The organism is Amycolatopsis benzoatilytica AK 16/65 (assembly GCF_000383915.1).
GTDB classification, from domain to species: domain Bacteria; phylum Actinomycetota; class Actinomycetes; order Mycobacteriales; family Pseudonocardiaceae; genus Amycolatopsis; species Amycolatopsis benzoatilytica.
In genome coordinates, this window is sequence record NZ_KB912942.1 from 3,995,197 (window position 1) to 4,016,812 (window position 21,616).

At 68.2% G+C, this 21,616-nt stretch carries 24 protein-coding genes; 11 read left to right on the plus strand and 13 right to left on the minus strand.

Translation table 11 applies throughout. The annotated features are described in order from the left end of the window. Positions 1–9: 9 nt before the first annotated feature. A complete protein-coding gene (locus AMYBE_RS0118205) occupies positions 10–759 on the minus strand; it encodes an enoyl-CoA hydratase/isomerase family protein (protein ID WP_020660826.1) in 750 nt (249 codons plus the stop codon). 47 nt (positions 760–806) lie between these two features. On the opposite strand from AMYBE_RS0118205, the gene AMYBE_RS0118210 reads away from it, so the two are divergent. Further along, positions 807–1,409, plus strand: a complete 603-nt coding sequence (locus tag AMYBE_RS0118210; protein WP_020660827.1) for a TetR/AcrR family transcriptional regulator — start codon at positions 807–809, stop codon at positions 1,407–1,409. Positions 1,410–1,423: 14 nt separating this feature from the next. Here the strand turns inward: AMYBE_RS0118210 and AMYBE_RS0118215 are convergent, their stop codons facing one another. Genes AMYBE_RS0118215 through AMYBE_RS41915 form a run of 7 tightly spaced genes read right to left on the minus strand, consistent with a single transcriptional unit; the run spans position 1,424 to position 8,480 of the window. Next, complete coding sequence (locus tag AMYBE_RS0118215; RefSeq protein WP_020660828.1) at positions 1,424–2,593, minus strand: thiolase family protein; 1,170 nt, start codon at positions 2,591–2,593, stop codon at positions 1,424–1,426. After that, positions 2,590–3,954 (minus strand): MFS transporter, encoded by a 1,365-nt coding sequence (locus AMYBE_RS0118220; protein WP_020660829.1) that lies wholly within the window; start codon positions 3,952–3,954, stop codon positions 2,590–2,592. Before AMYBE_RS0118220 ends, AMYBE_RS0118215 begins: the two co-directional genes overlap by 4 nt. Positions 3,955–3,986: 32 nt before the next feature. Then, entirely contained in the window at positions 3,987–4,760 is a 774-nt protein-coding gene (locus AMYBE_RS0118225) for a class II aldolase/adducin family protein (protein ID WP_034287095.1), read from the minus strand. 48 nt (positions 4,761–4,808) lie between these two features. After that, entirely contained in the window at positions 4,809–5,549 is a 741-nt protein-coding gene (locus AMYBE_RS0118230; protein WP_020660831.1) for an SDR family NAD(P)-dependent oxidoreductase, read from the minus strand. Next, a complete protein-coding gene (locus AMYBE_RS0118235) occupies positions 5,546–6,349 on the minus strand; it encodes an enoyl-CoA hydratase/isomerase family protein (protein ID WP_020660832.1) in 804 nt (267 codons plus the stop codon). Before AMYBE_RS0118235 ends, AMYBE_RS0118230 begins: the two co-directional genes overlap by 4 nt. Beyond that, positions 6,346–7,107: an enoyl-CoA hydratase/isomerase family protein gene (locus AMYBE_RS0118240; protein ID WP_020660833.1), complete on the minus strand. Its 762-nt coding sequence runs from the start codon at positions 7,105–7,107 to the stop codon at positions 6,346–6,348. The genes AMYBE_RS0118235 and AMYBE_RS0118240 overlap by 4 nt, the downstream gene beginning before the upstream one ends. Beyond that, positions 7,104–8,480, minus strand: coding sequence for a phenylacetate--CoA ligase family protein (locus AMYBE_RS41915; RefSeq protein ID WP_020660834.1), 1,377 nt, complete (start codon positions 8,478–8,480; stop codon positions 7,104–7,106). Before AMYBE_RS41915 ends, AMYBE_RS0118240 begins: the two co-directional genes overlap by 4 nt. Positions 8,481–8,649: 169 nt before the next feature. On the opposite strand from AMYBE_RS41915, the gene AMYBE_RS0118250 reads away from it, so the two are divergent. The 6 genes from AMYBE_RS0118250 to AMYBE_RS0118275 all read left to right on the plus strand — a co-directional run bounded on the left by AMYBE_RS0118250 (position 8,650) and on the right by AMYBE_RS0118275 (position 12,996). Next, a complete protein-coding gene (locus AMYBE_RS0118250) occupies positions 8,650–9,264 on the plus strand; it encodes a TetR/AcrR family transcriptional regulator (protein WP_020660835.1) in 615 nt (204 codons plus the stop codon). Between the two features lie 158 nt (positions 9,265–9,422). Further along, on the plus strand, positions 9,423–10,697 hold the full coding sequence (locus AMYBE_RS0118255; protein ID WP_027927775.1) for an aromatic ring-hydroxylating oxygenase subunit alpha: 1,275 nt from the start codon (positions 9,423–9,425) through the stop codon (positions 10,695–10,697). Further along, positions 10,694–11,191 carry an aromatic-ring-hydroxylating dioxygenase subunit beta gene (locus AMYBE_RS0118260; protein WP_020660837.1) on the plus strand — a complete coding sequence of 166 codons (498 nt, stop codon included), beginning with the start codon at positions 10,694–10,696 and terminating at the stop codon, positions 11,189–11,191. The genes AMYBE_RS0118255 and AMYBE_RS0118260 overlap by 4 nt, the downstream gene beginning before the upstream one ends. 13 nt (positions 11,192–11,204) lie before the next feature. Further along, positions 11,205–11,447, plus strand: a complete 243-nt coding sequence (locus AMYBE_RS41920) for a hypothetical protein (protein ID WP_020660838.1) — start codon at positions 11,205–11,207, stop codon at positions 11,445–11,447. Continuing rightward, positions 11,444–12,703, plus strand: a complete 1,260-nt coding sequence (locus AMYBE_RS0118270; protein WP_020660839.1) for an FAD-dependent oxidoreductase — start codon at positions 11,444–11,446, stop codon at positions 12,701–12,703. Before AMYBE_RS41920 ends, AMYBE_RS0118270 begins: the two co-directional genes overlap by 4 nt. Then, the gene (locus AMYBE_RS0118275; RefSeq protein ID WP_020660840.1) at positions 12,700–12,996 is read left to right on the plus strand and encodes a 4Fe-4S dicluster domain-containing protein; all 297 of its coding nucleotides are present in this window, start codon (positions 12,700–12,702) and stop codon (positions 12,994–12,996) included. Before AMYBE_RS0118270 ends, AMYBE_RS0118275 begins: the two co-directional genes overlap by 4 nt. A gap of 366 nt (positions 12,997–13,362) precedes the next feature. On the opposite strand, the gene AMYBE_RS0118280 is transcribed toward AMYBE_RS0118275, so the two are convergent. Next, a complete protein-coding gene (locus AMYBE_RS0118280; RefSeq protein ID WP_020660841.1) occupies positions 13,363–13,731 on the minus strand; it encodes a DoxX family protein in 369 nt (122 codons plus the stop codon). 105 nt (positions 13,732–13,836) lie between these two features. Here AMYBE_RS0118280 and AMYBE_RS0118285 point away from each other — a divergent pair, with 105 nt between their 5' ends. Continuing rightward, positions 13,837–14,208, plus strand: a complete 372-nt coding sequence (locus AMYBE_RS0118285) for a winged helix-turn-helix transcriptional regulator (RefSeq protein ID WP_020660842.1) — start codon at positions 13,837–13,839, stop codon at positions 14,206–14,208. 426 nt (positions 14,209–14,634) lie between these two features. On the opposite strand, the gene AMYBE_RS46200 is transcribed toward AMYBE_RS0118285, so the two are convergent. Beyond that, a complete protein-coding gene (locus tag AMYBE_RS46200) occupies positions 14,635–14,826 on the minus strand; it encodes a hypothetical protein (protein WP_020660844.1) in 192 nt (63 codons plus the stop codon). 617 nt (positions 14,827–15,443) lie between these two features. Between AMYBE_RS46200 and AMYBE_RS0118300 the strand changes: the two genes are divergently transcribed. Beyond that, positions 15,444–17,117 carry an APC family permease gene (locus tag AMYBE_RS0118300; RefSeq protein ID WP_020660845.1) on the plus strand — a complete coding sequence of 558 codons (1,674 nt, stop codon included), beginning with the start codon at positions 15,444–15,446 and terminating at the stop codon, positions 17,115–17,117. A 791-nt stretch (positions 17,118–17,908) separates the two neighbouring features. Here the strand turns inward: AMYBE_RS0118300 and AMYBE_RS0118310 are convergent. Continuing rightward, positions 17,909–18,415, minus strand: coding sequence for a nitroreductase family deazaflavin-dependent oxidoreductase (locus AMYBE_RS0118310; RefSeq protein ID WP_020660847.1), 507 nt, complete (start codon positions 18,413–18,415; stop codon positions 17,909–17,911). A gap of 27 nt (positions 18,416–18,442) precedes the next feature. After that, positions 18,443–19,072, minus strand: a complete 630-nt coding sequence (locus AMYBE_RS0118315) for a TetR/AcrR family transcriptional regulator (RefSeq protein WP_020660848.1) — start codon at positions 19,070–19,072, stop codon at positions 18,443–18,445. 118 nt (positions 19,073–19,190) lie between these two features. Between AMYBE_RS0118315 and AMYBE_RS0118320 the strand changes: the two genes are divergently transcribed. Both AMYBE_RS0118320 and AMYBE_RS46655 read left to right on the plus strand, forming a co-directional pair. Then, positions 19,191–20,348 (plus strand): hypothetical protein, encoded by a 1,158-nt coding sequence (locus tag AMYBE_RS0118320; protein ID WP_020660849.1) that lies wholly within the window; start codon positions 19,191–19,193, stop codon positions 20,346–20,348. A gap of 358 nt (positions 20,349–20,706) precedes the next feature. Beyond that, positions 20,707–20,832: a hypothetical protein gene (locus AMYBE_RS46655; RefSeq protein WP_020660850.1), complete on the plus strand. Its 126-nt coding sequence runs from the start codon at positions 20,707–20,709 to the stop codon at positions 20,830–20,832. A gap of 122 nt (positions 20,833–20,954) precedes the next feature. Here the strand turns inward: AMYBE_RS46655 and AMYBE_RS0118325 are convergent, their stop codons facing one another. Further along, complete coding sequence (locus AMYBE_RS0118325) at positions 20,955–21,560, minus strand: (2Fe-2S)-binding protein (protein WP_020660851.1); 606 nt, start codon at positions 21,558–21,560, stop codon at positions 20,955–20,957. Positions 21,561–21,616: the final 56 nt, after the last annotated feature.

Consider the following 21,616-nt stretch of genomic DNA (forward strand, 5'->3'; position numbering starts at 1 on the left):
TAACGAACCTCATCGACCGGACCAGCGAGCTGGCCGCCGCGCCTGGAACGCCTCGATGCCTTCCTGGGCGTCCGCACTGTCGAGCACCGGTTGCCACAACGCCGCCAGTTCTGCGGCCATCTGTCGCAGTTCGACGGCCGAGGACAGCCGGACCATCTGTTTCGCCGCCAGGGCGGTCAACGGCGCACCGGCCGCGACCCGGCGCGCCAGCGCGCACGCTTCGCCGAGCAGATCGCCCGGCGGCACCACCGCGTTGACCAGACCGAGTTCGTAGGCGCGTTCTGCACCGATGGGGTCACCAGTGAGCAGCAGCTCCATCACCGCACGCGGCGGGAGCAACCACGGCAACCCCGCCGCCCAGGACAAAGACCGGCCGAGCTTCACTTCCGGCACCGCGAACCGCGCGCCTGTCGAGCTCACGCAGAGATCACACACCTGCAACAGCAGGAAACCCGCGCCGTAAGCCACCCCGTTGACCGCGGCGATCAACGGCTTCCGTACTCGCAGCCGGTCAACGAACCGGCGCATCGGCTCGGGATCCTCGCCCAGTTCGCGCAGGTCGCCACCGGCACAGAACGCCCGCTCCCCTGCGCCGGTCAGCACTCCGACCCGCACAGCCGCATCCGCATCCATGGCGGCGAGCGCGGCGAGCAACTGTTCCCTGGTCGCGGCGTTCAGCGCGTTGCTCGCCTCCGGCCGGTTGATGGTCAGCACCGCGATGTCGTCCTCGGTCCGGTACCGGACCAGCTCCGCACTCATGCTCACTCCTTGTCGTGGCCGTGCCACAATGAGCCCGAGGAGGATTCATGGCACGTCGTTCGGTGGGGATTCGCAGGGACAGCGCCGAGACGCGCGACCGGCTGCTGGACACCGCGGCACTGCTGCTCGCCGAGCGCGGTACCGCGTTCACGCTGCCGGATCTGGCGCGGGCAGCCGGCATCTCGTCGGCCACGGTCTACCGGCATTTCGCGGACGTCCAGGAAGTCCACCGCGAGTTCTATTACCGCCTGATCGACGAACTGGTCGACGAACTCGGCAACGTGTCCGCCCGCGCGCGCGGGCGCCGCAGGTTCGAAGCCATCTGCGAGCGCTGGGCGGCGTGCGCCGCGCTGTGGGGGCGCGCGGCGACGCACATCCGCAGCGCCGAGGGCTTCCTGGCGCGGGTCCACGACTCGGACCCGCCGACTTCGACCCTGTTCGGCATCCTCGAACCGGCGATCGAGGAGATCGTCGAAGACGGCACGATACCGCCACAGGAAACCGAGTACGCGGTGCTCATCTGGATCACGATCTTCGACGAACGGGTGATCGTCGATCTGTCGGAAACCCTGCGATGGCCGACGAAACGCATCGCGCGCACCCTCTCGGCTTCGGTACTGGGCGCACTCGGCGCCGATGCGGCGGGCTGAAGCACGCCCGATCGTCACAGCCTCTCGATGATCGTCGCGTTGGCCATGCCACCCGCCTCGCACATGGTCTGCAAGCCAAAGCGGCCGCCAGTGGACTCCAGGACGTTGAGCAGGGTCACGAGCAGCCTCGTCCCGGACGAGCCGAGCGCGTGGCCGAGCGCGATCGCGCCACCGCGAATGTTCAGGCGTGCCGGGTCCGCGCCCACTTCGCGCAGCCAGGCGAGCGGAACGCACGCGAACGCCTCGTTGAGTTCGTAGGCGTCGAGTTCGCCGATGCTCATCCCGGCCCGCTCAAGCACCTTGCGGGTGGCCGGGATGGGTCCGGTGAGCATCAGCAGCGGGTCGTCCCCGACGACCGAGAAGGCGTGGAACCGGGCCCGGGCCCGCACCCTGAGGGATCGGGCCATGCGCTCGCTCATGATCAGCACCGCGGAGGCGCCATCGGTGTACGGCGACGAGTTACCCGGGGTGACCTTCCATTCGATATCGGGAAACCGGACGGCCATCTCGCCGGTCCGGAACGACGGTCTCAGCCGGGCGAGCGCATCGGCCGTCGTATCCGGGCGAACCGTTTCGTCGACGACGAGGCCGGGTGCCTCGGGCACCCGGACCACCTCGGCCGCGAAGTCACCCGCCTGCCATGCCGCGGCAGCGCGCCGGTGCGACTCGGCGCTGAACTCGTCGAGCTCCGCACGGTCGAGTTTCCACCGCGTGGCAACGAGTTCGGCGGAGATCCCCTGATGCACCAGGCCCTCGGGATAACGAATCGGGTGCCGTTCGCCCATGCTCGTCGGCCGGGCGCTGCCGAGCGGGATCGTGCTCATCGATTCGACGCCGGCGGCGATGACGACGTCGTACGCTCCGGCCAGCACACCCTGTGCGGCGAACGCGGCGGCCTGCTGACTCGACCCGCACTGCCGGTTGATCGTCGTGGCCGGCACCGACTCCGGCAGGCCGGCCGCGAGCGCCGCGGTGCGGGCGATGTTGCCCGACTGGTCGCCGACCTGCTGCACACAGCCGACGATGACGTCGTCAACGAGCGCGGGGTCGATGCCCGCCCGCTCAACGACGGTCCGCAGCACACCCGCGAGCAAGTCTGCGGGATGGACCGCGGCCAGTGCGCCACCGGTCTTGCCCTTGCCCACCGGCGTGCGTACCGCCGCCACGATCACCGCGTCGTTCACCCGGCCACCTCCGCACCAGCTTTGTCTACTGTGGACACTGATTCCTCCCTTTCGCGCATCGGCCGCTCCGTCCACGCGAGCACACCGGCGAAGGTGATCACGCAACCGACGACCATGTAGGCCGAGACCGAGAGCGAGCTGCCGGTCCTGGCGAGAAGCCAAGCCGCCGCCAGCGGGGCGAAGCCGCCACCGATCACAGCACCGAGGGCGTAGGCCAGCGACGCCCCGCTGTACCGCACGGCCGCAGGGAAAAGTTCGGCGTATGCGGCGGCCTGCGGGCCATAGGTGAGGCCGAGCCCGAACGCGAGCCCGAACACCGCGAGCAGCATCCACGGCAGCGAACCGGTATCGAGAAGAAGGAACATCGGGAACGACCACACCGCAAGCGCGACCGTGCCGAGCAGATAGGTACGGCGCCGCCCGAGCCGGTCGGACCACCGGGCTCCGATCACTGTCCACAATCCCCAGGACAGCGCTCCCGCCACACCGACCAGCAACATGGCCGAACGACTCACGTGCAGCGTGCGCGTCCCGTACGAGCTGATGAACGCGATCAGAATGTAGCCGCAGAGATTGACCCCGACGAACAGCGCCGTCGCGACGACGACCGCGCGGAGGTGGCTGCGCAACAACACCGCAAGCGGCGCACTGCGACGCGCCTTGGTCCGGCGCAGCTCGGCGAACACCGGGGTCTCCCCCACCCGGGCACGGATCACGAGCCCCACCCCGATCAACACGACGCTGAGCAGGAACGGGATGCGCCAGCCCCAGACGACGAACTGCGCCGGTGTCGTAGCCGTCGATACGGCCAGCAGCACCAGGTTGGCGAGCACCAGGCCGAACGGCCCACCGAGCTGAGGGAACGAGCCGAACAGGCCGCGGCGCCCCGACGGCGCGTGCTCGACAGCCAGCAAGGCGGCGCCGCCCCATTCCCCGCCCGCGGAAATCCCTTGCAGGAAGCGCAATACGACCAGCAGCACGGGGGCGGCGACCCCAATTGCGCCGTAGCCGGGAAGCAGGCCGATGGCCGTCGTCGAACCACCCATCAGAACCAGCGTCGCGACGAGCATGGCCCGGCGCCCGTAGAGATCACCGAGATGCCCGGCAACTATGCCGCCCAGCGGCCGGGCCAGGAAGCTGATCCCGACCGTGGCGAACGACGCGAGCAGCGCCGAACCTGGTGCCAGGCTGGGAAAGAACAGCTTGTCGAAAACCAGCCCCGCGACGGCGGCGAAGACCAGGAAGTCGTACCACTCGATGGTGGTGCCGACCAAGCTGGCCCACGCGACGCGCCGCATCTGCGGGGTCACGGTGGCAGGGAGCGGGCTGTGCGGGGGCGGACTGGCGGGTTGGTCGGGCATCGGCACTCCTTTGGGCCTGATTGCGGGTGCGCTCAGTCGAGGACGTCGGGCTGGTTGCGGACGATCTCCTGGTACAGCGGCTGGAAGCTGAACCAGGCCGCCCGGGGTGTGCCCATGGTGTCGCGCACGGTCCGCGCGTCCTCCGGTTCGGCCGGCTGCGGCGCCCCCGCGGATTCGGCGAGGAACTGCACCCGTGCGCTGTGCTCGAACGCGATGAACCACCACGCGGCCTCGTCGACGCTCTGCCCGACGGTCACCACGCCGTGGTTGCGCAGCACCGCCGCGCGATGCGGGCCAAGATCCTGCGCGATCGCCTTGGCCTTGAGGTCCTCGAGCGTCACGCCGGTGTGGTCGTTGTGGATCACGTGGTCCTCGAAGAACATGCAGCCTTCGTTGGTGAGCGGCTGCAGTGGACGGTTCATCGCCGACCAGGCAGATCCGTAGACGCTGTGCGCATGCGCGGCCGCGACTACGTCGGGCCGGGCGGCATGCACCTCCGAGTGGATCCGGAACGCGGCGGTGTTGAGGATCCCGTCGCCTTCCACGACCCGGCCGTCGTGGTCGACCAGGATCAGGTCGGACGCCCGCATCGCGCCGAAGTGCAGCCCGAACGGGTTGACCCAGAACCGGTCCGGGTATTCGGGATCGCGGGCGGTGATGTGGCCGGCCACCCCCATGTCGAAGCCGAACCGGGCGAACACCCGCAACGCGACAGCGAGCCGTTGCTTGCGGTCCAGGCGCTCCTCCTCGACCGAGCCGAACGCGCGGGGTTCGGCGAAGACCATCGTGCTTGGGGTCTGCGTCATGACGAAAACTCCTTGCTGGCAGTGGCAGTGACAATTCGCGCGGCGCGCTTACGCACCGAGGCCCATGCCGCCGGAGACACCGAGCGTCTCCGCGGTGATGTAGGAAGCCTCCGGGGAGGCGAGGAAGGCAACAGCGGCCGCGATCTCCTCGGGCGAGCCGAGCCGGCCGAGCTGGGTGCCGGCGATCATGGCTGCGAGCACCGCGTCGCCACGCTCACCCTTGTCTCGGATCGCTTGCACCATGGGTGTTTCCGTGGGACCGGGCGCGACACAGTTGGCGGTGATCGCGAACCTCGCGTTCTCCCGCGCGATCGACTTGGTGAACCCGGTCAGGGCGGCCTTGCTGGTGGCGTACACGGCGTTGGCCTTGGCGCCGATCCGGCCGGCCTCCGAGGTCACCGTGACGATGCGGCCGTACCCGCGGGTTTGCATGCCGGGAAGCACGGCCTGGGTGCAGGCGAGCACGCCCTCGACATTGACCGCCAGCACACGACTCCAACGCTCGGGCGCTATCTCGGTGAACCAGCCGAAGTCATCCAGTCCGGCGTTGTTGACCAGGACGTCGAACGGCTCGCCGCCCAGCGCCTCGTGCACGGCCCGGGGGTCGGTGACATCCAGGGTGACCGCGGTCCCGCCGATCTCCGCGGCCGTCGTGGCCGCTCCATCCGCATCGATATCGGCGACAAGCACGCAGGCCCCTTCCTCCGCGAGCCGTCTTGCGATCGCCGCCCCGATGCCGCTCGCGGCCCCGGTGACCACCGCCCGCTGCCCTGCGAACCGGCCGTTCATCGGCCGGTGAAGGTCGGTTCGCGGCGCTCGATCACCGCGGCGAGCCCCTCCCGCGCGTCGGCGGTACCGGACAGCTCGGCGACGGTACGCGCTTCGTCGGGCAGTGCGTCTTCGACGGATCGCCCGACACCGTCCCACATCAGGCGTTTCGTCGCCGCGATCGCCTTCGGGGCGCCGGCGGCCAGCGTGCATGCCAGGTCGAGGGCCCGTTTGCCGAGCTGGGCGTCGGGCACGACCTCGGTGACGATGCCGAGCGCGTGCGCCTCCGCCGCGGTCAGTCGCGGGTTGGTCAGCACGATTTCCATCGCCTTGCGAATCCCGACGATCCGGCTGAGTGTCACCGTCGTGCCCGCGTCGGGCGCCATTCCGACGGTGGTGGCCGCGGGCAGGAAGCGAGCGCTCTCCGCGGCGATCACGAAGTCGGCCGCGCACACCAGTCCGAACCCGCCACCGCCTGCCGCGAATCCGTGCACCGCGGCGATTACCGGGGCCGGCAACCGCATCATGGCCGAAACCGATACCTGCAGCCACGAGGTGACCTCGCGGAGGTAGTCCGGCAGATCGGGCCCTTTCGACGCGAAGTCGCGCACGTCCCCGCCGCCGCTGAAGTGCTTGCCATTGCCGCTGATGATCAGCGCCCGCAGGCCGGCCCGGCGGTGGCACGCCATCATGGCCTCATAGAAAGAGCGCAGGAAATCCACGGACATCCCGTTGGCCACGTCGGGCCGGTTCATCCGGAGGGTGGCGATTCCGTCGGCGATGTCGAGCAGGACATCGCCTTCCGCGATCACCGCAGTCATGTAGTCGCCTTTCGTCGGGTGAAGGCACCGAAGGCCGCGTCGCCCTCGGCCTCGAGGTGGTCGAGTACGTGCGTGGTCTCGGCCAGGAGCCCCGCGTCGAGCGGATGCTCGAGGGCGCGGTCGACGAGGTACTTGCTGTGCGCCATCGCGGCTGGCGGGTTGGCCACCAGTCGCTCGACGAGAGCGTCGACCTCTTCGTCGAACCGGTCGGGTTCGGCGGACCGGTACGCCAGCCCCCACTCGACCGCTTGCCTGCCACTGATTTCGTCGCCGGTCAGGATCAGCCCCATCGCGCGCTGGCGCCCGATGATGCGAGGCAGGCGCTGCGTGCTGCCTCCTCCGGGAACCTGTCCGAAGCGGCTGTGGATGTCCGAGATCCGGGCGTCGGTGCGCACCACCGCGATGTCGCAGGCTTGCATCAGCTCGAACCCGCCGGCAACGGCGTGGCCGTGCACGGCGGCGATCACGGGAACCGGTGCGGACGTGATGGCAGTGAGCGCACGCCGGAACTCCGTGAACAGCTCGGCCATCGCCGCGCGGCCACGCTCGTGCAACTCCGCGAGGGCACCCACGTCCCCGCCGGCGCAGAAGTCCACCCCGGCGCCTCGAATCACGATGACCCGCACCTCGTGCGCCAAGGCTTCGACCGCGGCGGCAAGCTCACGCGCGAGTTCGACGGTGACCGCGTTGCGCGCTGCCGGCCGGTTCAGCAGGACATGCCCGACCGATCCCTCAGTGCGTCGGAGGACCTGGGTCACGTCGTCACCGGTGTTGTCGCCGCGCCGAGGTCGACCAATGGAGCGACCGCGGCGAACTCCTCGAGGGTAAGTACTCGCCGCGCCTTGCCCTCGTAGCGAGGCAACTCCCGATGGCCTACGGCGACTACGGGCAGCCGGATGCCCAGGCGGTCCCGCAGCCGGCCGGCCAGCTCGGGCACTGCGGTCTCACGCAGGTCGTCGGCGATCTCGACCACGACCGTGGCCTCCGTGGCCCGCAGACCATCCGGATCCTTGTCCACCACCAGCTGCCAGCCCGCCCCAATGCCGGCCATCGCGGACACGACGTCCTCCACCTGGGAAGGCATCACGAGACTGCCGCGGACCTTGAGGACGTCGTCGCTGCGACCGGAGATCCAGCTGATCTTCGGATGTCCGCGACGGCCGCACGGGCAGTCGAAGGCGTCCGGTGCCCAGGAGGTGAGGTCACGGGTGCGCCACCGCACCATCGGTGAACCTTCCCGGCGCAGCGTCGTGACCACGAGTTCGCCCAGCACGTCCGGTTCCGTGATCGTCTTTCCGGACTCCGGGTCGATGATCTCGATCAGATAGTGGTCGGACCAGACGTGAAACGTGCCCTGTTCGCGCGAGTACTCACAAGTGCCCGCCACGAACGGGCCGCCCAGTTCGGTGGTGCCGTAAGTGTTGTGCGGGCGGAAGCCGGGCGGCATCGACCCGGACAACCGGGCCATCGCAGCGCGGCTCATGGTTTCGCCGCCGAAGATCCCGATCCGCAGGCGCCAGTCGGCGGCCGGGTCGATGCCTGCCTCCCGGGCCCGTTCGATCAGCAACAGGCCGAAGGTCGGCGTGCAGGAGATGACGGTGACGCCGAGGTCCCGCAGGCGCTGGATCGCGAGCGACGTCCTGCCCGGCCCTGCCGGGAACGCGGTGACACCAGCTTGTTCGTAGGCACGGTCGAGGGAACTGCCGCCGATCCACAGCCCGTAGCCATAACACTGCCAGGCGATGTCGTCGCGCCGCACGCCCATGGCGGTGAGGTTTCGCGCGCCCAGTTCGCCGATGTTGTCAAGATCCTGGCGGGTGAAGGCAATGTTGCAGGGCAGTCCGGTGGTGCCGGTGGTGGCGTTCAGCCGGACGATGTCGGCCCGCGCAGCGGCTTGCACTCCCCATGGCTGCAGTTCGCGTAGTTGCGCCTTGTCCATGAAGGGGATGGCCTGCAGGTCGTCCACCGTTCGAACCGCGGCGACGTCGACCCCTGCCTCGGCGAACCGGCCACGGTAGTGCGGGACCCGCAACGCGGTCCGCAACGTGTGCCGCAGCCCGTCCTCCTGCAGGCGCCGGATCTCCTCAGGCGCGGCGGTTTCGAGCGCCGGAGACCAGTAGCTGATGGTCACGGTTGGCCCCTTTGCCAGTCAGTCGGTGACAGTTAATCAACCGATCGTTCGGATAGCAGACTGACATCGGGTGTCCGATTGCGTCAAGCCTCAACGCGGAATCGAGGCACACGACTATCGTTGACGAGTGAGTGCCGGACCCTGTCGGCGCCGTTCGAGGAGGTAAGCGTTGGCGCGCGTCAGCAACTCCGTCCGCCCGCCGTTCCGCACCGACCAGATCGTCGATGTCGCGGTGGACGTCTTCCTGGAGCGCGGCTATGACGCGACCTCGATGGGCGACCTCGCGAAGGCCGCCGGCATCACGAAATCGAGCTTCTACCACCACGTCAGCTCCAAGGAGGAGCTGTTCGAGCTCGGCGTCAGTCGCGCACTGGACGCCCTGTTCGGCGTACTCAAGGAACCAGAGGCGCTGACGGGATCGGCCGCGAGCCGGGTACGGCACATCATCCGGCAGATGGTGAAGATCATCGCCGCACGGCTTCCCGAGGTCGCGCTCCTGGTTCGGGCCCACGGCAACACGGCCGCCGAAGAGCGCGCGATGCGCCGCCGAAAGCAGTTCGACCAGGCCATGACCGGCCTCGTCGAGCAAGCCGTCCGCGATGGCGACCTGCGGCTGACCATGGAGCCGGTCCTGTTCTCCCGGCTCGCACTGGGTGCAGCCGTTTCGGTGGTCGAGTGGTACCGGCCGACCGGGCGCGTCACGGCGGAGCAGTTGACCGACGCCGTCGAACACCTGATCTTCGACTCCCCCGTGGCGACCCCCGCGGTCGAGCCCACCGCCTGACCCGCTGAGCACCCTGCCCGCGTTCGGCGGCCGATCTGTTGCTTACCCCTTGAAATGAACCGATCGTTCGGTAATTATATGAGCGGCTGAGGCTACGTCGGACACCCGATGTCCACGCCTTGGTGATGCCCTTCCGGCACCGCTCAAAGGAGATGCTGATGACCGCGCGCACCGTCGGACGCCCGGACTACGCACGACTCATCCAGGCCGACCGGGTCCACGGGTCGCTCTACACCGACCCCCGGATCTTCGCCGACGAGCTCGCGCGGATCTGGTACCGGACCTGGGTCTATGTCGGGCACGAAAGCGAAGTGCCCGAGCCGAACGACTACGTGGTCAAGAGCATGGGACCGCAGTCGATCATCATGACCCGCGACCGGCACGGCACCATCCATTTGCTGCTCAATCGGTGCAGCCATCGGGCCAATCAGCTGTGCGAGGCCGCACGGGGCAACACCGGCGCGCTGCGATGCCAGTACCACGGCTGGACCTTCGGCACCGATGGGTCCCTGCTCGGCTACCCCTTCCGCCAGGGCTACGACGGCAACGAGGCAAAGGCGGCACTCGGGCTCGGCCGGGTCGCCAGAGTCGACTCCTACCGGGGTTTCGTTTTCGGCAGCTTCGCCGCCGATGGCCCGACCCTGCGCGAGCACCTCGGCGCCGCGACCGATGTCCTCGACCGCGTAGTTCGCCTCTCTCCCGAAAACGAGGTGCAGCTGACCGCCGGCTGGCTGCAGCACCAGGTGCAGGCCAACTGGAAAATGCTGGTGGAGAACGAAACCGACGGCTACCACCCCCAGTTCGTGCACGCCTCGATCTTCGAAGTCGGCCAGAGCCACGTGGCCGCGATGTACAGCGAGAAGTCCGCCGCCACGGCGCGAGACCTCGGCGGCGGGCACACCGAACACGACCTCCGGCCGCAGTTTCGCGCCGAGGACGTACCGTTGGGCTGGTTCGGCACGACCGAGGACCGCCTCCCCGACTACGTACGCATCATGCGGGCGGTGCACGGTGACACCGCCGCCCGGGAGATCCTGGTCGATGGGTCACCACACGTGATGATCTTTCCGAACCTGTTCATCGCCGAGATCCAGATGTTCGTCATCCAGCCGATCGCGGTCGATCACACGATTCAGCATGTGACGCCGCTGCAGTTCAAAGGCGCCCCGGATCTCAACAAGCGGCTTCTCCACCAGGTCAGCGGTTCCGTGGGGCCCGCCGGGTTCCTGCTCGCCGACGATTCCGAGATGTACGAGCGCAACCAGCGTGGCGTGGCGAGCCGGGCGCCGGAGTGGCTTGTTCTCCGGCGCGGTCTGCATCGCGAACGGATCGACGCCGAGGGGCACCTCGCCGGCGCGGCGACGGACGAGACGACGCAACGCGGTATCTGGCGCCATATCAAGCAAATGCTGACGGAAGGCGAGCAGGCATGACGGCGTCCACCACGACCGGCGCGATCACTCTCCAAGAGGCGGAACGATTCCTCTACGCCGAAGCGCGCCTCGCGGACGCGTGCCGCTACGACGAGTGGGAAGCGCTCTGGACCGACGACGCCCTCTACTGGGTACCGGCCGGCGCTGATTCGGTGTCCGATCCGGACAGTCACATCTCCGTGATTTACGACCACCGCTCACGAATCGCACTACGGGTCGCTCAGCTCAAGACCGGAAAACGGCACTCACAGGACCCGGCGAGCAGCGTCGCCCACCTGATCTCCAATGTAGAAGTGGTCGGCGCCGACGAGCACGGCGTCGAAACCAACGCCACGTTCATCGCGGTCGAATCCCGCAGCCGCGGTCTCACGACCTGGGCCGGGACCGTCCGGCACACGCTGACCAGAGCGGGTGGCTGTATCCGGATGTCCCGCAAGGTAGTCATGCTGGTCAACCGCGACCAGCCCATCCCGACCATGTCGTTCCTCATCTGAGCTGGAGCCGAGTATGCACGTCATCGCGAACGAGTTCGCGTCGGTGACCGTGTCGATCGATCACGAGGCCCACGACACCCGCCTGCGTGTTATGGACAACAACACCGGCCACACCGCGTATTTCGATGCCCTGCTGCTCGAAACGCTTGCCTGGGCACCGGAATCCCTACTGCGCAAACTGCTCGACCCGTCACTGCACAGGTGGTCGTCCGATCCGGAAGCCGGTGACCTCACGACGCCAGGGAGTTCGACATGACGCATGTCGCCGTCGTTGGTGCCGGGCCGTCCGGTATCTTCGCCACTGCGGCGCTGACCGAGCGCGCCGACGTCCGAGTCGACGTCTTCGACCGCAACCCGACACCGTTCGGTCTCGTCCGTTACGGAGTCGCCCCGGACCATCTGAAGATCAAATCCGTGGTGCGCACTCTGCACAAGACGATGTCGCACCCCGCTGTGACGTTTCGGGGAAACGTCGCGCTCGGCCAGGACCTGACGCTGGACGACCTCCAACGCGAGTACGCCGCCGTGCTGCTCGCCACCGGCGCGCCGTGCGCCCGGCGGCTGGGTGTTCCGGGCGAAGAACTGCCCGGTCATGTCAGCGCGAGCATGCTGGTCGACTGGTACAACAGCCGACCTGCGGCTCGCAAGGCCGACTGCGCCGAACGGGTCGTCGTCATCGGAGCCGGCAATGTCGCACTCGACATCGCCCGCGTCCTGCTCCGGGGAGGCCGCGGACTCGCCCACACCGATGTCACCGACATGGTTCTGCAAGCGCTCAACCGAAATCCCGTTCGCGACGTGCGGGTGCTCGTTCGCGGCGGGGCGGCCGACACGAAGTTCACCCCGGCGGAACTGACCGAGCTGGACAAGCTGCCGGACCTCGACATCGTCGTCGACCCTGGCGAACTCATGCTGACCGACGATGACCGTTCGCGGTGCGAAACGGACCGGACCGTTGCCGCCCGCGTCGAGACATTCCGGCGGTGGAGCACCCGCTCCCGTACCGGCGCGCGGCGCAGCCTGGCCTTCCGTTTCCGGCAGGCACCGGAAGCACTGACCGGAGCCAGCCGCGTTGAGTCCGTTCTCTTGCGTGGTGGTGAACGTGTCCCCGCTGATCTCGTCGTCAGCGCGATCGGCTACCGCGGCGACCCGCTGGACGGCGTGCCCTTCGATGACCGGCTCGGCCACATCCCGCATGTGCGTGGCCGCATCGGCCCGGGTCTGTACACCACCGGCTGGGCCAAACGCGGGCCGTCGGGCGTGATCGGCACGAACAAGGCTTGTGCCATCGAGACCGTGGCGGGCCTTCTCGCCGACCTGCCCGTGGACTCTCGGACACCGGACATCGACACGGTCCTCGCCGCGAATGCCGCCCGAGTCGTCACCTGGCCCGGTTGGCTGGCGATCGACCAGGCCGAGATCTCGCTCGGCAGGCAAACCGGCCGCACTCGAACCAAGATCGACGATCTGGACCGCCTGGTCGAGATCGGCTCCGAAGGAGGACGGACATGACCTACGTGATCACCGAGGGCTGCCTCGACCTCATGGACCGCAGCTGCCTGGACCAGTGTCCGGTCGACTGCATCCAACAGGGCGAGCGAATGCTCTACATCAACCCGGACGACTGCATCGACTGCGGGGCCTGCGAATCCGTGTGCCCACAAGGCGCGATCTTCTTCGACGAGGAACTTCCCGCCGACCGTCGGAGCTTCCGCGACATCAACGCCGACGTTTTCACCCTGGGACTCGAACCGGGCACCGACCACCCCCTCATCGCCGCGCGCGACCACCGCACAGAGCGGTGAAGCGCATTTCATCGCTCTCGCGCGAGAGCAGGAGTCCCACGAGCCGGAAGCCGCCGCACAGAGTGGCCACAAACCGACACCTTCGGCGAGGCAGAACCCTCAAACTGCACTCTGGCCCGGCATTCTCTGAACACCAGGCCAGAGGCCAGCTCGTGTTCCCGCGGGGTGTGGCACCGGGAAAGTCAAAGACTGTCAGAACCGACCGCGTCACGCTGGCCGCCCAGTTGCGGCCGCACGGCACGGCAGCAGAACCTCCTGCGGCAGCAGGGACTGCCCGCCGCCCCCGCCCGCGGCGACCCGCAACGACCGGCCGGCCAGCCAGCACAGTCAGCGAAGCGGAACCAAGGCGACGCGCTGAACGACCGGTCAGCCCGGGAACCGGCCGACTGCTGCGAAAGCGGCCAGCAGCAGCAGGAGCACGTTGGCGGGCAACGGTTGGCGTTCGCCGCGGACGAGGTGCACTCGGAAAGCGCAGATCTGCACCACGACGAGGCCGACCGCGGCGATCGGGGTGAGGATCGGCGCGATCCCGGTCAGCCAGGGCAGGACCACGCCGAGCGCACCGAGAATCTCCACCAGGCCGACCGCCTTCACGCCGGCTTCCGATGAGTCCTTCATCCAGTCGAAGTTGCCCGACGCGACCAGCTGCTCGCGCGGCCGCACGACCTTGAGCCCGCCCGCTGCGAGGTAAATCAGTGCGAGCAGTCCCTGGGCGATCCACAGTGCGATGTTCACCGTATTCCCCAATCCTTACCACTTGTGCGTAACCTGATGATCTGTTCGCACAGGGTCGGCCACAAAAGGCACATCAATGTATGTGTCCAGTAAGGAGACTCAGGTATGGCGAAGGTCACACGCAGGATCGACCAGCCACCGCGGATTCCGGACGGCGGCGCGGTCCGCGAGGTGCTCGACCGGATCGGCGACAAGTGGAGCCTGCTGGTGATCGGCACCCTGCGTTCCGGCCCGCTGCGATTCGGCGAGTTGCACGAGGCCGCTGCCGGTATTTCGCAACGGATGCTGACGCTGACCCTCAAACGCCTGGTCGAGGACGGCCTGGTCGTGCGCACCGCCTATGCCGAGGTGCCGCCGCGAGTCGAGTACGAAGTGACCGAGCTGGGGCGGACGCTGGTGCCGCACGTGATGGCGCTCGCCGAGTGGGCGATGGCCCACCACGAGCAGATCAATGCCAATCGTCGATCCCACGGGTAATTCTCGATCCGCTCTCGAAATGGCTGGTGCCGCAGTGCTTCCGTTGGATGGCAACCTCGGACGGCGGGCGCGGCAAATCACTGCTCAAGGCCGAGGCTCGCGGCGAGATCCGCTCCGGGCTCGACCTCGATCTGCTCATGGACCTGTTCGGCGCACCCGTGGTCCTCCGCGCGCTGTTCGCCCATCGTGAACTCGACCGCCAGTTCGTCCAGGACGTGGTGAGCGCCGTGCTGCCCGGAGCGGGCGCGGCCGACAGCGACGGCCTCTGCGAGCACGTCCGTCCGAGCCACATGGCGGGCGGACCGGCCACCCGGGACCCCGACGGCAACCCGCGGAACACAGTCATTTCCCTTGCCCCCAAACGGACGCACGCACCTGCTCCGAGCGCTCTCCCACCACCGGCACCCCGCGATGCGCGAGGGCTGACTACTCGCTCCTCGAAAACGGCATCCCTGGCACCTGGAACGGCTGGCCGTTCTCGGCGATCTCATCCACCAGCAGCCCGTCTTCGACCAGGTCCGCCGCGCGGCGGACCTGGTCGAAGTCGCGGATTTCCGCGATTACCAGGCCAGCATCGCCGAGTCGGCGGACGCACCCGGCGGTCGTCCAGCGGCCCATCGCGTGATGCAGCAGACGCGGCAATTCCGCCGCCGCTTAAGCCGCCCGCCTGCGACGGGTCAAGCTCGAGCGCTGCGTCCGCTACCTGATCGCGCAGCTTCCCGAAGTCCACGCCGCCGCGCGCCTGTGGATAACGCTGACGGGCGCGCCGCGGCATGCCCGGGAGAGCGTCGGCTCAGTCGAAGTGAGCCCGCCTCGCCGCACTGCCGTGAATGAGTCGTCCAGGACCTCGGCGGGAGCCGCTGACGGCCGAATTCCCACCGAGTGTCTACATAGGACCGGACTCCCATGCCGGAGAACCACTCCCGTCGCGCGTGCAGCCACTCACGAAATACGCAACCCCGGAGCGCGACCCGCTAAGCCGCAACCTTTCCCATTCCACAATGTCCGCTTCCTGCCGCTTGAACACTTTTTCCGCACATTGCCCAGAATGCGTATTCGCATCCCGTCGGCGGCCCCGATAAGCGAAGAATTTCCGCGTCTGATGTTAAGTCGACCTTAAGTATTGAATCTTTCCCACCACGGCGGTTTGGTTCCGAGCGCGCGTGCGCCATAGTGCTCCGCAACGCAGCCGGAGGACCCCCGGAGAAATCCGGATTTCGCAGACAGGAGTGTGCATGGCTTCCTCGCGAACCGTCGTGGCCTCGAACGAAGGCACCGGACAGCTGAAACGAGCGGTCGGCTTCTACGGGTTGACGTTCATTTCCCTCGGCTCGATCATCGGCTCGGGCTGGCTGCTGGGTGCGCTCAAGGCGGCCAAGGTCGCCGGCCCGGCGTCGATCATTTCGTGGCTGCTGGCCGCGGCGATGCTCGCCGTGCTGGCGCTGATCCACGCCGAGCTCGGTGCCGCCTATCCGGTCGCCGGCGGCACGGCGCGGTTCCCGCTGTTCGCCTACGGCACGGTCACCGGGTTCGTCGCCGGCTGGTCCGCGTGGCTGCAGGCCGTGGCCATCGCGCCGATCGAGGTCGAAGCGAGTCTGGAGTACTTGAACAACATCGCGTGGGTCAAGGACAACCTGAACCTCCTCCACCCCGATGACGGCACGCTCACCGCAAGCGGGTTCGGTTGGGCCAGCCTGCTGATGGTGGTCTTCACGCTGATCAACATCGTCGGTGTGAAGCTGATGTCGGAGAGCAACTCCTACGCGGTGTTGTGGAAGACCGCGGTCCCGCTGGTCACCGTGTTCGTACTGATCCCGACGAGCTTCCACGCCGGCAACTTCGCGGCGGGCGGTGGTTTCGCGCCGTACGGGGCGCACGGAATCTTCGCGGCGTTGCCGGTCGGCGTCGTATTCGCCCTGCAGGGCTTCGAACAAGCCATCCAGCTCGGCGGCGAGGCAAAGAACCCGAAACGCGACCTCTCCCGCGCGGTGCTGACCGCGATGGCTGTTGGCGCGCTGGTCTACATCTTGCTAGAAATCGCTTTCATCGGCAGCATCGACCCGCACAACCTGATCCAGGGCTGGGCCAACCCGATCGAAAAGGGCGACTTCGGCCCGTACGCGACGCTCGCTTTCGCGGCTGGCGCCGGCTGGCTCGCCTACGTCCTGTACGCCGACGCGTTCGTCTCCCCCGCCGGCACCGGCCTCGTCTACGTGGCGACGTCGGCCCGCCTGACCTACGCGCTCGGGCGCGACCGGCTGCTGCCCGGCATCTTCGGCAGGGTCAACGTTCGCGGCGTCCCGCTTTGGTCGATCATCCTCGCCTTCATCGTCGGCGAGTTCTCCTTCCTGCCCTTCCCGAGCTGGCAGGAGCTGGTCAACGTGGTAACCTCGGCGACAGCGGTGATGTACGCGTTCGCCCCGGTCTCCCTGGCCGCGCTCCGCAAGCGCGACCTCAGCCGCCCGCGCCCCTACCGCACGCCCTACGCGAAGGTCCTCGCCCCGATCGGGTTCGTCAGCGCCAACCTGATCATCTACTGGGGCGGCTACGACACGACGTGGAAGATCCTCGCCGCCGTCCTCGTCGGCCTCCTGATCTTCGCGATCAGCTACGCCACCGCCCCCGCCGAGAAGCGACGCCCGTTGGAGCTCAAGGCCGCGGTCTGGGTCATCCCCTGGCTCGTCGGTTCCGCGATCATCGGCTTCCTGGGGCGGTACGCGCAGAACGTGGCCCCGCGCAACATACTCCCGGAATGGTGGGACCTCGTCACGGTCGTCGTCTTCGCGCTGGTCATCTTCTATTGGGCGGTCAATTCAGCGCTCGCCCCAGAGAAGGTGCAGGCCACGGTCGCCGCCGAGGAAGCGGAGCTCCTGACCGCGGAGATCGGCGGCACCGCACCGGCAGTCTGAGGACAGCCAAGGGGCGTGGTCCCAACGAGCGGCTCGGCCAGGGTCGAGTACCCGATCCGCCAGGTCACCGAGCAGTTCGTGATCCGGAACAAGGTGGAGCTGAGGGGTCCGGCGTGGACTGGCTGAGCGCGCCGCTCCCTGAGGCCGAGCGCTCACCAGAGGACTCCTGCACCGGCTCCGGGTGAGGACGGCGCGGATGGACGGGCGGCTTCCCAGCCGCCTGGGACCGCGCACCGGAACGCGCCTGCTAGTTGTGGTCGTGGCCACGGGCAGCAACAAACTACCCGCCGAGATCGCTGGTATCGGATCAATCGGGATACACCCGCGATCCGGGGTCGGCGAGAGCACGGCCGTCCGGGCCCGGGTCGGTCGTGGCGTCGCCTGGTCAGGTCCAGCAGGACGTCCTACGCCGAGTCGTGCTGCGCGAGCACGACATCTGTCGTCGGCCACGAACACGGGCTCTGGCTCAGCTTGCGCGATCAGCAGTCGACGTCTCGTCCATAATGGACAGTCGACTCCCTGGTATCCCTATGCGACAACGATCCATCAGCGACACCCCGAGCATCACCAGCCCGAAGCTCGCGGTTCGGCGCCGAGCAGGCACCGCTCCCCGGTGCCTGAGCCGCGACCCGGGCAACGCGTCCGCGCCGGCGCACTGGCGGAAACCCAGCCGCCGAGCGCCCGAGCCTGCGGACATTGGCGATCGAACAACCATAGGAAGTCGATTATCTAGTCATACATCGTTTACAACTGCGTGGGACCTGCGATTCCGGCGCCGCACACCACGGCCTTCACGTGCCGGCTCCGTCCAGGCGCAGCTCGACCATCGGCAGTGCAGTGTCCCGCTCGCTGACCGCCGTGCCCAGCGTGTTCTCCAGCACTGCCTTGAACCGGCGCCACGCTCGCGGGTGCTTGCGCACATAGCCGGCGAGCGCGGCGTCTGCTTCCACAGTGGACAGTCGGCGGGCCGTCGCCGCGGACAAGCCCCGCGCGCCGCTGGCCACCCGCACCCGCGGCTGCGCGACGACGTTGCGATACCACTGCGCCCGATCGCCGAAACCGGACGCCACTATGTAGGCGTCCCGGTGCGGGTGCCCGATCACTTCCAGCACGACGTAGCGCCGGGCACCGGTTTTGCGGCCGGTATGTTCGAGCAGGAGCAGCCTGGACCCGAGCAGGAACCCCAGCCGCGCGCGGTAAAGCCAGATCGGCGCCCGCATGAGCCGCCGGTTGCGCAGCAGCCGCGCGCCGGTGCGCCCGGCCGCGCCGGACTCGGAGGACGGAGTGGCGTCGGACATGTGCCCGCCTCGATTCGTTGTCGACTGTCAGTTCGGTCCGGCCGCGGGATCGCCGAGCCCGTTGCGGTAGACCGCGAACACTTCGGCGCCCCAGCGGCGCATCCCGTCGGCCGACAGCGGATCGACGTCGAGCACCTCGCCCAGCCGGTCGCGCAAGATCAGCACGGCGAGGTCGTTGACGAGCAGGAACGCCGCCCGCACCTCGGGATCCGCCCCAACGTCCGCAGTGCCGGCAGCCGCCATGTCCGCGAGCACGTCCCGGCTCAGCGCGTAAAGCTCGCCGAACAGCGCGGACGCGGCCGGCCCGCCGCCGAGAAGCAGCCACCCCAGGTACCCCGGAACGGCAGAACCCACCGGAAGAGCGCCGGCCACCGCTTCGGCCAGGCTCGGCACCGCGCCCGGATCGAACGGGCCGTCCCCGCCCGATGCGGTGGCCTTGGCAAGCATCGCCGCGAAAACCCGAACCACGTGCTCGTCGACCGCCTCCCGAAGGCCGCTCTTGGAACCGTAGTGGCGGATCACCAGCGCCGGCGAGACCGCCGCCGCCGCCGCGACGTCCCGGATCGTCACCGCATCCGGACCCCGCTCGCCGAACAGCCGCAACGCCTCGTCGCGGATCCTCGCCTTCGCGGTCCGATCATCCGGGAGTGAACTCATGTTTACTACTATAAACATACGTTCACACCTGCGCCAGGGTCGTCGGAGCGCCCGCCACGGCGAGCAGATGTAACAGCGCGCACCGCCTCATCGATCCTCACGCAGAACAGGAGGTGCCGTGCACCGTCAGGCTTCCCGTGCCGCAGCCGACAACTGGAGCCACCGCGGGGCTTGCGCGAAGCTCGCGCTGGCGGCACTCCTCACGAGCACCTTGATCGCGTGCTCGGCAGGAGATCCGCAGGCGACAAGCACGTCCCGCCGGCCAGTCGACCTCAGCATGGCGGAGGGAGGCTGGGGGCCGGACCGGACCCTCTTCTCCCACCGCAGCCCGCCCTCCCGAGCCGTCCTCAACTCGGTCACCGACGACCCGGTTTCGGGCGACGAACGAAGTTTTCTCGCCCTCCGCGAGGCCGGGCACAACGACTGGAGTTCCGAACAGCCGCTCCCGTTGAAAGCCGGCGGCCGGTACCAAGCGCGCATCGAGATACACAATGACGCGCCAGGCCGGACCAGCCGCGGAACCAGAGTCGCGGCTCAACTGCCGGCGACCGTGGCCGGCCGCGAGCGCGTCTCGGCCATCGCGACGTCCGCCGACGCCGAGCCGCCCGCGGTCTGGAGATCGTTGGTGGTCACCACTTCCGAGGCCGGACCGGTCGCGCTCCGCATCGTGCCCGATTCCGCCCGGCTCTACACCGGCCGCACCCCAGCCGGTGTCGCCCTGCCGGCCGGAGATCTCTTCTCCGACCCCGGCGTCCTCATCGGCTGCGACGGCCCGACCGGCAATCTCACCGGCGACTCCGACTGCCACGCCGAAGTCCGTTTCGAGTTCGTCGCCGACCAGCCGAACTTCACGATCAGCCAGCTGGCCGCCCACAGCGGCACGGCCCAGTACCAGTACGCGCTGGCCGTCGAACCCGAGGACAAGGTCGACATCAAGATCAAGTACTCGAACACCGGCAGCACCGTCCAGAACGACGTGGTCGTCAAATACGTCCTTCCGCCCGATTTCGGCTACGTCGCGGGAACAACAGCGCTCTCCGCGACGTCGACGAACAATGAATGGACACCCGTCGAAAGCGACGAAATCACGCACGACGGGATCAATATCGGCTCGTATTCTCCCGGCGGCGGCGCGTACCTGAGAATAACCATGCAAGCCGCGAAGTCCGAGGTCTTCGCATGCGGCACCACCCGGCTCTCCGGTAAAGCTGTCGCGGAAACCGCGAACGGGGCGAAGACGCAGCCGTTGACGCTCGAACTCACCCGCAACTGCTGACCGGTCCCAAACCGCCCGCCCAAAGGAGTTCCCGCTGACCGGATCAGCGCGCACCCGACGCCGAGACCTGTTCATTTCGCTGAGCAGCCTCCTCACCGCCATCGTCGCCGCCGCGGTCGGCTGGTGGCTCCCGATCAAACTGGACGCGGACGCACAGGACCGCGACCGCGCCAAGGCCTGCATCGAGGCGATCATCGACCTCCGCGGGACGATCAGCCAGCTCACCACGGGCTATCTCGTCGCACCGGACAACCGCGCGTCGCGGCTCGCGGACTGGGACCGAACCGAAAACCTGGTCGAACGAGTCCGCGTCACCTGCCACCGCGTCACGCAGCTCGCTGCCGACAGCGTCGACTCGATGAAGCCGACGTGGGAACAGATCCACAACTCGCACCAAGCCGCGGAAAACGGTCCCGCCGACCTGTCACCCGCGCAGCGTGCACTGGCCTGGACGACAACCGCCATCTCCGACCTGACCGGATAGCCCGCGCGGACACCGAGAAGCGACGATCCGGCACCCGCCCGGGCCATGCCCGAGCGAACTGCGCACCGGCCCGGCACGCGCGAACATTGGCGAGCCTCACCGGACGCCGATGCGGGCAACTGTCACCTACCGCACCAGAACGACGCTCGATAGGCGTGCGGCACGCGTCGAACCGGGCCGAACACGGCTGGGCCGGCCCGTCGGCGAGGAACATCGCGGACGGATCTGCCGCCACTGCCAGCACCGCCTCCGCCATCGTCGCCGGTTTGCCGTAGGCGAACGGCTTCATCGCTGTTCTCCGGCTTGGTGACGCGGCTGGGCACGCCATCGCCGAACTCGGCCAGCAACCCCGCAGCCGAACAGATCTGGCCCGGCGTGCAGTAGCCGCATTGGAACGCGTCGTGGTCCAGGAACGACTGCTGCAGCGAATGCAGCTCGCCGTCCTCGGCCAGGCCGGCGGCCGTCGTCACCTCCATGCCGTCACAGGACAGCGCGAGCGTCAGGCAGGACAGCACTCTGCGACCGTCGAGCAGAACCGTGCACGTCCCGCACTGGCCGTGGTCGCAGCCCTTCTTGGCGCTGTAGTCGCCGATCTGCTCACGCAGCAGGTCCAGCAGCGTGCGGCGCGGGTCCACGGTCAGCCGATGCTCGGTCCCGTCGACGCGCAATCCGATCGTCCGGACCGCACCGGCGGTTTCCGGCATGGTTTCCGTCTCGCCCGGTCGCATTTCCCCGCGATACCCGTTCGTCGCGGGTCCAAACCTCCGCCAGGTCACGAGCCGGA

Coding starts and splice junctions, on each gene's coding strand:
- AMYBE_RS0118205 (WP_020660826.1), bottom strand. CDS start 759: ATGAGTGCGGAGCTGGTCCGGTACCGGACCGAGGACGACATCGCGGTG.
- AMYBE_RS0118210 (WP_020660827.1), top strand. CDS start 807: ATGGCACGTCGTTCGGTGGGGATTCGCAGGGACAGCGCCGAGACGCGC.
- AMYBE_RS0118220 (WP_020660829.1), bottom strand. CDS start 3,954: ATGCCCGACCAACCCGCCAGTCCGCCCCCGCACAGCCCGCTCCCTGCC.
- AMYBE_RS0118225 (WP_034287095.1), bottom strand. CDS start 4,760: ATGACGCAGACCCCAAGCACGATGGTCTTCGCCGAACCCCGCGCGTTC.
- AMYBE_RS0118230 (WP_020660831.1), bottom strand. CDS start 5,549: ATGAACGGCCGGTTCGCAGGGCAGCGGGCGGTGGTCACCGGGGCCGCG.
- AMYBE_RS0118235 (WP_020660832.1), bottom strand. CDS start 6,349: ATGACTGCGGTGATCGCGGAAGGCGATGTCCTGCTCGACATCGCCGAC.
- AMYBE_RS0118255 (WP_027927775.1), top strand. CDS start 9,423: ATGACCGCGCGCACCGTCGGACGCCCGGACTACGCACGACTCATCCAG.
- AMYBE_RS0118260 (WP_020660837.1), top strand. CDS start 10,694: ATGACGGCGTCCACCACGACCGGCGCGATCACTCTCCAAGAGGCGGAA.
- AMYBE_RS41920 (WP_020660838.1), top strand. CDS start 11,205: ATGCACGTCATCGCGAACGAGTTCGCGTCGGTGACCGTGTCGATCGAT.
- AMYBE_RS0118270 (WP_020660839.1), top strand. CDS start 11,444: ATGACGCATGTCGCCGTCGTTGGTGCCGGGCCGTCCGGTATCTTCGCC.
- AMYBE_RS0118275 (WP_020660840.1), top strand. CDS start 12,700: ATGACCTACGTGATCACCGAGGGCTGCCTCGACCTCATGGACCGCAGC.
- AMYBE_RS0118285 (WP_020660842.1), top strand. CDS start 13,837: ATGGCGAAGGTCACACGCAGGATCGACCAGCCACCGCGGATTCCGGAC.
- AMYBE_RS46200 (WP_020660844.1), bottom strand. CDS start 14,826: ATGGGCCGCTGGACGACCGCCGGGTGCGTCCGCCGACTCGGCGATGCT.
- AMYBE_RS0118300 (WP_020660845.1), top strand. CDS start 15,444: ATGGCTTCCTCGCGAACCGTCGTGGCCTCGAACGAAGGCACCGGACAG.
- AMYBE_RS0118310 (WP_020660847.1), bottom strand. CDS start 18,415: ATGTCCGACGCCACTCCGTCCTCCGAGTCCGGCGCGGCCGGGCGCACC.
- AMYBE_RS0118315 (WP_020660848.1), bottom strand. CDS start 19,072: ATGAGTTCACTCCCGGATGATCGGACCGCGAAGGCGAGGATCCGCGAC.
- AMYBE_RS46655 (WP_020660850.1), top strand. CDS start 20,707: ATGAAGCCGACGTGGGAACAGATCCACAACTCGCACCAAGCCGCGGAA.
- AMYBE_RS0118325 (WP_020660851.1), bottom strand. CDS start 21,560: ATGCGACCGGGCGAGACGGAAACCATGCCGGAAACCGCCGGTGCGGTC.